Raw genomic sequence first — 9,379 nt, forward strand, 5'->3', positions numbered from 1 at the left:
AACACCACACCTTTCAGCAACAAACCGGGTGCGCATGGTCGCACCCGAAAGGAGTTTCCGATGTCAGAACGCCCCGGCAATGCACTCATGCCCAACCTGCTGACCCCGCAGGATCTTGAAACCAACTGGGAATGGCGTGACAAGATCCCGGCTTGGGGTCACACCTCGGTCGATTTCGAAAAGCGCGTCGACCATGACCGTCTGCGCCGCTATCGTTTGGCCCGCACGCGGCAAAGCTTGCAGAATTCCCCAGCCGGATCGCTGCTGCTGTTCGATGTGAACAACATCCGCTACGTGACCTCGACCAAGATCGGCGAATGGGAACGGGACAAGATGTGCCGCTTCTGCCTGCTGACCGGCGATGACAGCCCCTATGTGTGGGATTTCGGTTCCGCCGCGGTGCATCACAAGCGCTATTCGGATTGGCTGGAGCCCGATCACTGCCTTGCCGGCGTCGTCGGCATGCGCGGCACGATCCCGCCGGAATTCGGCCTGATGAAGAAATATGCCAAGATGATCGCGCAGCTGATCAAGGATGCGGGAATGGCCGATATGCCTGTGGGTGTGGACTATGCGGAAACCGCCATGTTCCACGCGCTTCAGGAAGAGGGCATCAAGGTGGTGGACGGTCAGCAGATCATGCTGGCAGCGCGCGAGATCAAGAACTGGGACGAAATCCAGCTTCTGACGCAGGCCGCCGCGATGGTCGATGGCGTCTACCACATGATCTACGAAGAGCTGAAACCCGGCGTGCGCGAAAACGACATCGTCGCCATGTCCAACAAGCTGCTCTACGAGATGGGCTCCGACGATGTGGAGGCGATCAACGCCATTTCCGGCGAACGCTGCAACCCACATCCGCATAACTTCACCGACCGTCTGATCCGCCCCGGCGACCAGGCCTTCTTCGACATTCTCCAGTCCTATCAGGGCTATCGCACCTGCTACTATCGGACGTTCAACGTGGGCCGGGCCACCCCGGCGCAGAACGATGCCTATGTGAAGGCGCGGGAATGGATCGACGCTTCGATCGCGATGATCAAGCCGGGCGTGACCACCGACAAGGTGGCCGAAGTCTGGCCGACGGCGCAATCGCTTGGCTTCGCGAACGAGGATCAGGCCTTTGGTCTGCAATTCGGCCACGGGCTCGGTCTTGCGCTGCATGAGCGGCCGATCATTTCCCGAGCCGTTTCGCTGGATCACCCGATGGAAATCAAGACCGGCATGGTCTTCGCGCTGGAAACCTACTGCCCGGCGACGGACGGATATTCGGCGGCGCGGATCGAAGAAGAAGTGGTGGTTACCGAGACCGGTTGCGAGGTGATCAGCCTCTTCCCGGCCGAAGAACTGCCGATCGCCAACCGTTATTGAGACGGGTGGCCGGGTGAAAATCCCGGCCATCTGCCACGATGTAGGCCGGGCCTTGCGCCCGGCGCCCGTTCAAGGGGGAAGCCCGCTATGGCCAAATCGAAAACAAATACCGAAGACTACCTGACGATGTACCGCCAGATGGTGCGCATCCGGACCTTCGAGGACAATGCCAACCAACTCTACCTGTCAGCCAAGATGCCGGGCCTTACCCATATGTATTCCGGCGAGGAAGCCGTCGCCGTAGGCATCTGCGAAGCGCTGAAGGTTACCGACAAGATCACCTCGACCCACCGGGGCCACGGCCATTGCGTGGCCAAGGGCGCCGAGTTCAAGGAAATGTTCTGCGAGCTTCTGGGCAAGGAAGAGGGCTATTGCCGGGGCAAGGGCGGCTCGATGCATATCGCCGACCAGTCCAACGGCAATCTTGGGGCCAATGCCATTGTCGGCGGCTCCATGGGCATCGCCACGGGTGCGGCCTTCTCTGCCAAACTGCTCGGCAAAGACGATGTGACCGTCTGTTTCTTTGGCGACGGCGCCACGGCGCAGGGGCTGATGTACGAGGTCATGAACATGGCCGCGCTATGGAACCTGCCGGTCATCTATGCCTGTGAAAACAACGGCTATTCCGAGTATACAAGGACCGACGAGATCGCCGCCGGCTCCATCACCGCCCGCGCCGAAGCCTTCGGCATCGAGGCGCATCAGGTGGACGGGCAGGACGTGCTCGCCGTCAATGCCCTGACCCAGAAGCTCGTTGACCGCGCCCGCAAGGGCGAAGGTCCGTTCTTCATGGAACTGATGACCTATCGCTATCACGGGCACCATGTGGGCGACATCAACCGCGAATACTACCGGTCCAAGGATGAAGAGAAGGACTGGAAGGACAACAAGGATCCGATCATCCGCTTCCGCTCCTGGTTGGTCGAGGAAGGCATCGCCAGCGAAGAGGATCTCGATGCGATGAACGCAGAGATCAAGCAGGACGCGGCGGACGCCGTGGAATACGCGCTGAACGCCAAATACCCGGACGTCTCCGAGGTGGACATGCATGTCTACACCGACATTGAACACGCGCTTGCCCGCGATACGGCCTGAGGAGAAAGACACATGCGTAATATCACCCTGTCCCAGGCGGTAAACGAGGCGCTGGCCGAAGAAATGCGCCGCGACGAGACCGTCTTCATCATCGGCGAGGACGTGGCCGAGGCGGGCACGCCGTTCAAGGTGCTGTCCGGCCTGGTCGAGGAATTCGGCACCGCGCGCGTCGTCGACACGCCGATCGCCGAGCCCGGTTTCATGGGGCTGGCCGTTGGCGCCGCCATGACCGGCTCCCGCCCCGTGGTGGATCTGATGTTCGGCGATTTCATCTACCTGATCATGGATCAGCTCTGCAATCAGGCCGCGAAGACCCACTATATGTCAGGCGGCAAGTTGAGCGTGCCGCTGGTTCTGCGCACCAACCTGGGCGCAACCCGGCGGTCAGCCGCGCAGCATTCGCAATCGCTGCATGCTTTGGTGGCCCATATCCCGGGTCTGAAAGTGGCGCTGCCGTCTTCGGCCTATGAAGCCAAGGGCCTGATGAAGACCGCGATCCGCGACAACAACCCGGTCGTGATCTTCGAAGACAAGCTGATGTATAACGACAAGGCCCCGGTGCCCGAAGAGGAATACCTGATCCCCTTCGGCGAGGCGAACATCAAGCGCGAAGGCACGGACATCACGCTGATCGGCACATCTTCCATGGTGCAGGTCTGCGAGAAGGCCGCCGAGATCTTGGCCGCCGAGGGCATCAGCGCCGAGGTGATCGACCCGCGCACCATCGTGCCGCTGGACGAAAAGACGCTGATCGAGTCCGCCAAGAAGACCTCCCGCGTGATCGTGGTCGATGAAGGCCACCAGAGCTTCGGCATCACCGGGGAAATCGCGGGCCGGATCAACGAAAAGGCCTTCTATCACCTCGACGCGCCGGTCCTGCGCATGGGCGCGATGGACGTGCCGGTGCCCTTCAGCCCGGCGCTGGAGGACATCACCGTGCCGACGCCCGAAGCGGTGGTCGAAAACGCCCGCAAGCTCATATCCGGGGAGATGATCCATGCCGCATGAGGTGATCATGCCCGCCCTCGGGATGGCGCAGGACACCGGCAAAATCGTGAGCTGGCTGAAACAGGCGGGCGACGCGGTCAAAACCGGCGATGCGCTGTTCGAGGTGGAAACCGACAAGGCCACGATGGAGGTCGAGTCTCCGGCGGACGGGTTCCTGACCGACGTGACCGCAGGCGATGGCGAGGATGTGCCCGTCGGCAACGTGATCGCACTGATCTCGGACACGGCGGAAGGAAGCGGCACGGCGGCCCCGGCCCCGGCGGCCGAAACCCCTGCCAGCGACGACCTGCCCGAGGGCACCGGCGTCATCATGCCCGCGCTTGGCATGGCGCAGGATGAAGGCGTGATCGTGGCCTGGCACAAGGCGCCCGGCGATGCCGTGGCCTCCGGCGATATCCTCTTCGAGGTCGAAACCGACAAGGCCACGATGGAGGTCGAGGCAGGCCATGACGGTTTCGTTGCCGCGCTTCTGGCCGAGGCAGGCGAGGCCGCGCCCGTGGGCGAAGTCATCGCCATCATCTCTGCCGAGGCCCCGGCCAAACCCGTCAGCCGCAGCTGGTCGGGTGGCGCTCAACCGACCCCTGCCCCAGTGAAGGAACAGGCCAAACCCGCGCCAAACCCGAAACCCGCCGCCGAACCGGTGGCGAAGGCCGCCGCACCGGTTGCCGCGGGGGGGCGTATCCTCGCCTCGCCCAAGGCCCGCCGGATCGCGCTGGAGGAAGGGTTGGACCTGCAAAGGCTCGTCGATGCTGGCCATCCACAGCCCTACCATGTCGCGGATCTGGAGGTGCTGCGCAGCCTGCCCGACGCGACCGCCGAACCCACCCCGACCACTGCCGCCGCCGCCAGCCGTCTCCTGACAGCCGAGGTTCCCGCCAAGGCTTTCGCGGATTTCTGTGCTTGGGCCACTGAGGACACCGGCGCGCCTGTGGACCGTGCCGCGTTGCTGGCCCGCTTTGCCGCGACGTCCCTTGGCGAGCCGCTTGCGGCCATTGCTGTCGAAGCCCATGGCCAGACCCGCGTGACGCCCGAGGACGCGGAACCGGCCCTGACCATCCGCGATCTTGCGGGATCGCCCATCACCTCGGTCAATCTCGGGGCGGAAGCGACCCCGGTGTTGACCCTGACAGGAATGGGCGACACCCTGACCATCACACTCGAATGCGCGCCCGGGCAGCTCTCTGCCCCGCAAGCGCTTTCCCTCATCGGCGGATTTGCCGGTCGGCTTGCCGAACCGCTCCGCCATCTGCTCTGACCCCCGCGAGGACCGACATGGAACACACCGATCTCTATATCAACGGCGAGTGGCGCGAAGGTGCCGACAAGGCCCGTTTCGACGTTCTGAACCCCGCGACTGAGGAGGTTCTGACCTCTGTCGCCTCCGCTGAAATCGCCGATGCCGATGCCGCGCTGGACGCAGCCGAGGCCGCGATGAAGGACTGGGCCGCGCGCACCCCGCGCGCGCGGTCCGAAGTCCTGCGCAAGGCGTGGGAGCTGATGACCGCGCGGCTCGACTATTTCGCCAACCTGATCACGCTGGAAAACGGCAAGGCGGGCGTGGATGCCAAGGGCGAGGCCACCTATGCCGCCGAGTTCTTCCGCTGGTTCGCGGAAGAGGCCGTGCGCGCCGACGGTCTGATCACCCACGCCCCCGCCTCTGGCGCGCGGATCATCGTGCAGCACAAGCCTGCGGGCCTTGCCGTGCTGGTGACCCCGTGGAACTACCCCGCCGCCATGGGCACGCGGAAAATCGCGCCCGCGCTTGCCGCTGGATGTGGTGTCATCATCAAGCCCGCCTCGGAAACCCCGCTGACCATGCTGGCGCTGATGCCGCTGCTGGAAGAGGCGGGCGTGCCTGCGGGCCTCGTCAACGTCCTGCCCTCGCGCCGCACCGGCGCGCTGGTCGATCACCTGATGCACGACCCGCGCGTGCGCGTGATCAGCTTCACCGGGTCCACCGGCGTGGGTCGCAAGCTGCTCAAGGGGGCCGCCGATCAGGTGCTGAAACCGGCGATGGAACTGGGCGGCAACGCGCCCTGCATCGTCTTCGACGACGCCGATATGGACACCGCCATCGAAGGCACCATGCTGGCCAAGATGCGCAATCTGGGCGAAGCCTGCACGGCAGCCAACCGCATCTACGTGCACGAGGCCGTGGCCGAGGAATTCACCCGCCGCCTGACCGAGCGTATGGAAGCACTCAAGGTGGGCGACGGCACCGATCCTTCCGTCGACGTGGGTCCGCTCGTCAATGCCGACACCCGCGACAAGGTGGCGGAGTTCGTCTCGGACGCACTCGCCAAGGGCGCGAAACTGGAATGCGGCGGCACGGTTCCGAACGGCAAGGGCTTCTTCTACCCGCCGACCGTGCTGTCGAACGTGCCGGAAACCGCCGACTGCGTGCAGGATGAGATCTTCGGCCCCGTCGCCGCGATCCAGACCTTCACCGACCAGGAGGACGTGATCGCCCGCGCCAACGATACCGAATACGGCCTTGTCGCCTATGTCTTCAGCGAGGACATGAAGCGCGCCATTCAGGTCTGCGAGCGGCTGGAATACGGGATGGTCGGCCTCAACCGTGGCCTCGTCTCGGACCCCGCCGCGCCGTTTGGCGGTGTGAAACAGTCGGGCCTTGGCCGCGAAGGCGGGCACGAGGGTATGCTGGAGTTCATGGAAACCCAGTATATATCGGCCAGCTGGTAAGGGGGGCGTCATGCAGATTCAGGCAAGCCCCAGCACCAAGCACTACGCCGCGAATAAGGGCGTCGATCTGGAGGCGCTGGCGAAAGCCACGGGCCGGACGACGCTTGGCCGCGAGGACGTGGACGCGCATCTGGGCGGGGGCGGCACCACGCCAGCCGCCAGCACCCCCGACGCCAGCCGCTACTGGGACGTGGATCACGCGGCCTACGGACCGGTGACCGAGGAACCGATGTCGCGCATCGCGCAGATCGCGTCGGCCAACCTGTCGGCGGCGAACGTCATGATCCCGCAGGTCACGCATCACGACCGGGCGGACATGCGCGCGGTCGAGGCCTTCCGCAAGACGCTGAAGAATGAAGGCGCGGCGCGCGGGGTGAAGATCACCGCGCTGGCCTTCCACGTCATGGCGCTGGCACGGACACTGCGCGCCTTCCCGCGTTTCAACGCCTCGCTCACGGCGGATGGCGAAACACTGGTGCTGAAGGACTACGTCCATATCGGCATCGCCGTCGATACGCCCCATGGCCTGATGGTGCCGGTCATCCGCGACGCGGACAAGAAGGGCCTGTGGCAGATCGCGGCCGATATCACGGACCTCGCGGGCCGCGCGCAGGCGCGGAAACTGTCGGGCGACGAGATGGGCGGTGGATCAATGTCGATCTCCAACCTCGGCGGCATCGGCGGAACGGCCTTCACGCCAATCGTGAACCCGCCAGAGGTGGCGATCCTTGGCCTGACCCGCACCGAAACCGTGCCGGTCTGGGAGGACGGAGACTGGTCCCCCGTTCCGATGGTGCCACTCGATCTCAGCTACGATCACAGAGTCATCAACGGCGCCGACGCGGCACGTTTTGTGACCCACTACGCACGCCTTCTTGGCGACCCGCGCCGAATGGTTCTGCCGATCTGAACCATTCGGCCATGGCATGTTCCGAGCGGCGAAAGCCCTATGCATGCGATTTTCCCGGCCCGATCTGACACGGGCCGGGACCGCGCCCGACGAGACCCCAAACGAGCTAATCGCAATCGCTGGCACCCTGATCGAAACGCTCCGGGGGCACGCCCCAAGGCCTGGACAGGTTTAGGGAACTAAGCCGCTCCTGACCTACACCACTTTGGCGTCGTGGGTGGTTGCGAGTTTGTTTGTCATTCTGATTTTGCCTGTGTTTTTTGGCACTGTGTCGTCATAGGGTCTCGGCTGGCGTGGATTGGCAAGGCTGTTTCAGGTTTGGCGTGCTTCTGCGGCTATGTCTGGAACGCAAAATACCGCCCTTGGGCGGCGTGTAAGAATCTGATGTATGGTGATTTTTTTGTTTCGGGCGGGCGCAACAGACGATCTCTGCGCGCGGGGTCCCAGAACGCAAACGCCCGCCCTTAGGCGGCGTGTAAGCATCGGACATTGCATTAGATTTTTGGTTGCGGGGGTGCGCATTGGACACTGTTTCGCGCGATACCGAGCAGCATANGCGCATTGGACACTGTTTCGCGCGATACCGAGCAGCATAACTGGATATCCTCCCAGGTGGTTCTCTAATCGCCACTTTCAACGCCTGATCTGTCTGCGTGTTGTCCTGCGTGCCGGGCTCTGGGGTTCTCTTCGCGGTCGTTGCGATGGACGCCGCATGTTTGCGTTCAGGGTCGGGTGGATCGAAGGGGTGTGCGCGTTCATTGCCGCAGCCGTGGGAGCGATCTCACCCTCACCGCGCGTCCCGGCTGGACGCATTCTGTCGTGCTGAAGATCGGCGCCGTTTAGGTGTCGGGGACTAATGCCGTCGCTGCCTCCCTGAACGGTGTGTTTGTGCGCCACCCGGCGTTGATGATGTGACCGCCCCCCGACGGCATCGATGTGCCAAGGTGGGTCTGCAATGATCCACAAAGGAGGACGGTCATGTCGGAGATTATAACGGTCGGGCTCGACCTGGCGAAGAATGTGTTCCAAGCGCACGGGGCTGACGCCTCAGGTCGGGCAGTGCTTCGCAAAAAGCTGAGACGGCATCAGGTCCTTGAGTTTTTCGGGCAACTGCCAGCCTGCGTCGTCGCGATGGAAGCCTGTGGCGGTGCGCATTTCTGGGGTCGCGAGATCGGGAAGCTCGGCCACGACGTGCGGCTCATCCCGCCCGCCTACGTGAAGCCCTTCGTGAAGCGTCAGAAAAACGATGCGGCCGATGCCGAGGCGATCTGTGAGGCCGCACTGCGCCCAACGATGCGCTTCGTGCCTGTGAAGAGCGAAGAGACGCAGGGCGCGGCGATGGTGTTTCGCGTGCGCGAGCTTCTGATCCGGCAGAGGACCCAGGCCATCAATTCACTTCGAGGGCATCTGGGCGAGTTCGGACAGGTCGTGCCACAAGGGCGGCCAACGCGACGAAGCTGATTGCAATCATCGAAGATCCGGAATGCGATCTGCCTGCCGACGCCATCCCTACGCTCAAGGTTCTGGTCGCGGCACTGGCGCAGTTGGAGGCAGAGATCGGCAAGCTCGATACCGAGATCGCCCGTCGCGCCAAGGAGAACGACGTCGCGCGGCGGCTGATGACGGTGCCCGGTATCGGCCCGCTGATCGCCACAGCCATTGCGACCCTTGCGCCGCCGCCCGAGACCTTCCGCAAGGCCCGGGATTTTGCTGCTTGGCTCGGCCTCACGCCCCGCCAACATTCGACGGGCGGCAAACAAAGGCTCGGGGCCACGACGAAGATGGGCGAGCGATCACTGAGGCGTCTGCTGATCATTGGCGCCAACAGCGTCATCATCAAACGGCACGTCCATGCCGCAGCCAGACCAAGCTCGTGGCTGGCCGGGATGCTGACGCGCAAGCCGCCAATGCTGGTGCGGGGTGGCGCTGGCGAACAAGATGGCGCGCATCGTCTGGGCCCTAATGGCCCGGGGAGGCGTCTACCAGTCTCCGGTCGTGGCGGCATAAGCCGACCATCGGTCGCGAGGACGTCGAAGCGGAAAAGGGCAAGGAGAAGTTTGGCGCAACGGTCGTGAGACGGGATCAGAGGAACCAGCCTGCAACAAAGTGCCACCGAGCACGCGGCGTTGATTTGGAGCCTGATCCGCGAACACCATACGGGCCCGCGGCATCTGTGAGGTCGCATCATGAGGCCGGACATATGTCAGCACCCGACAACGCGTCAGAAAATGCTTCAAAATCCCTCTTGCGCTTGGGGCGGTTACATATGTTGCAGAACGGCGTCCTGAGGCG

The 9,379-nt window shown here is 63.7% G+C and carries 6 protein-coding genes and 1 pseudogene; all 7 read left to right on the forward strand.

Going from position 1 to position 9,379, the window contains the following annotated elements:
* Positions 1 to 60 precede the first annotated feature (60 nt).
* The 7 genes and pseudogenes from EP237_RS11585 (at position 61) to EP237_RS11615 (ending at position 9,094) form a co-directional block, all read left to right on the forward strand.
* A complete protein-coding gene (locus tag EP237_RS11585; protein ID WP_127561049.1) occupies positions 61 to 1,371 on the forward strand; it encodes a M24 family metallopeptidase in 1,311 nt (436 codons plus the stop codon).
* 87 nt (positions 1,372 to 1,458) lie between these two features.
* On the forward strand, positions 1,459 to 2,466 hold the full coding sequence (locus EP237_RS11590) for a thiamine pyrophosphate-dependent dehydrogenase E1 component subunit alpha (protein ID WP_127561050.1): 1,008 nt from the start codon (positions 1,459 to 1,461) through the stop codon (positions 2,464 to 2,466).
* 12 nt (positions 2,467 to 2,478) lie between these two features.
* Positions 2,479 to 3,474 carry an alpha-ketoacid dehydrogenase subunit beta gene (locus tag EP237_RS11595; protein WP_127561051.1) on the forward strand — a complete coding sequence of 332 codons (996 nt, stop codon included), beginning with the start codon at positions 2,479 to 2,481 and terminating at the stop codon, positions 3,472 to 3,474.
* Positions 3,464 to 4,729 carry a biotin/lipoyl-containing protein gene (locus EP237_RS11600; RefSeq protein WP_127561052.1) on the forward strand — a complete coding sequence of 422 codons (1,266 nt, stop codon included), beginning with the start codon at positions 3,464 to 3,466 and terminating at the stop codon, positions 4,727 to 4,729. The genes EP237_RS11595 and EP237_RS11600 overlap by 11 nt, the downstream gene beginning before the upstream one ends.
* A gap of 17 nt (positions 4,730 to 4,746) precedes the next feature.
* On the forward strand, positions 4,747 to 6,177 hold the full coding sequence (locus EP237_RS11605; protein WP_127561053.1) for an NAD-dependent succinate-semialdehyde dehydrogenase: 1,431 nt from the start codon (positions 4,747 to 4,749) through the stop codon (positions 6,175 to 6,177).
* Between the two features lie 10 nt (positions 6,178 to 6,187).
* Positions 6,188 to 7,087 carry a 2-oxo acid dehydrogenase subunit E2 gene (locus EP237_RS11610; RefSeq protein WP_127561054.1) on the forward strand — a complete coding sequence of 300 codons (900 nt, stop codon included), beginning with the start codon at positions 6,188 to 6,190 and terminating at the stop codon, positions 7,085 to 7,087.
* 978 nt (positions 7,088 to 8,065) lie between these two features.
* Positions 8,066 to 9,094: pseudogene (locus EP237_RS11615) on the forward strand (IS110 family RNA-guided transposase).
* Positions 9,095 to 9,379: the final 285 nt, after the last annotated feature.

The sequence above is a fragment of the Nioella ostreopsis genome (genome assembly GCF_004000255.1).
Taxonomy (GTDB): Bacteria; Pseudomonadota; Alphaproteobacteria; order Rhodobacterales; family Rhodobacteraceae; genus Nioella; species Nioella ostreopsis.

Bases quoted from the DNA above. Each gene is read 5' to 3' on its own strand.
- EP237_RS11585 (WP_127561049.1), top strand. From the start codon at position 61: ATGTCAGAACGCCCCGGCAATGCACTCATGCCCAACCTGCTGACCCCG.
- EP237_RS11590 (WP_127561050.1), top strand. From the start codon at position 1,459: ATGGCCAAATCGAAAACAAATACCGAAGACTACCTGACGATGTACCGC.
- EP237_RS11595 (WP_127561051.1), top strand. From the start codon at position 2,479: ATGCGTAATATCACCCTGTCCCAGGCGGTAAACGAGGCGCTGGCCGAA.
- EP237_RS11600 (WP_127561052.1), top strand. From the start codon at position 3,464: ATGCCGCATGAGGTGATCATGCCCGCCCTCGGGATGGCGCAGGACACC.
- EP237_RS11605 (WP_127561053.1), top strand. From the start codon at position 4,747: ATGGAACACACCGATCTCTATATCAACGGCGAGTGGCGCGAAGGTGCC.
- EP237_RS11610 (WP_127561054.1), top strand. From the start codon at position 6,188: ATGCAGATTCAGGCAAGCCCCAGCACCAAGCACTACGCCGCGAATAAG.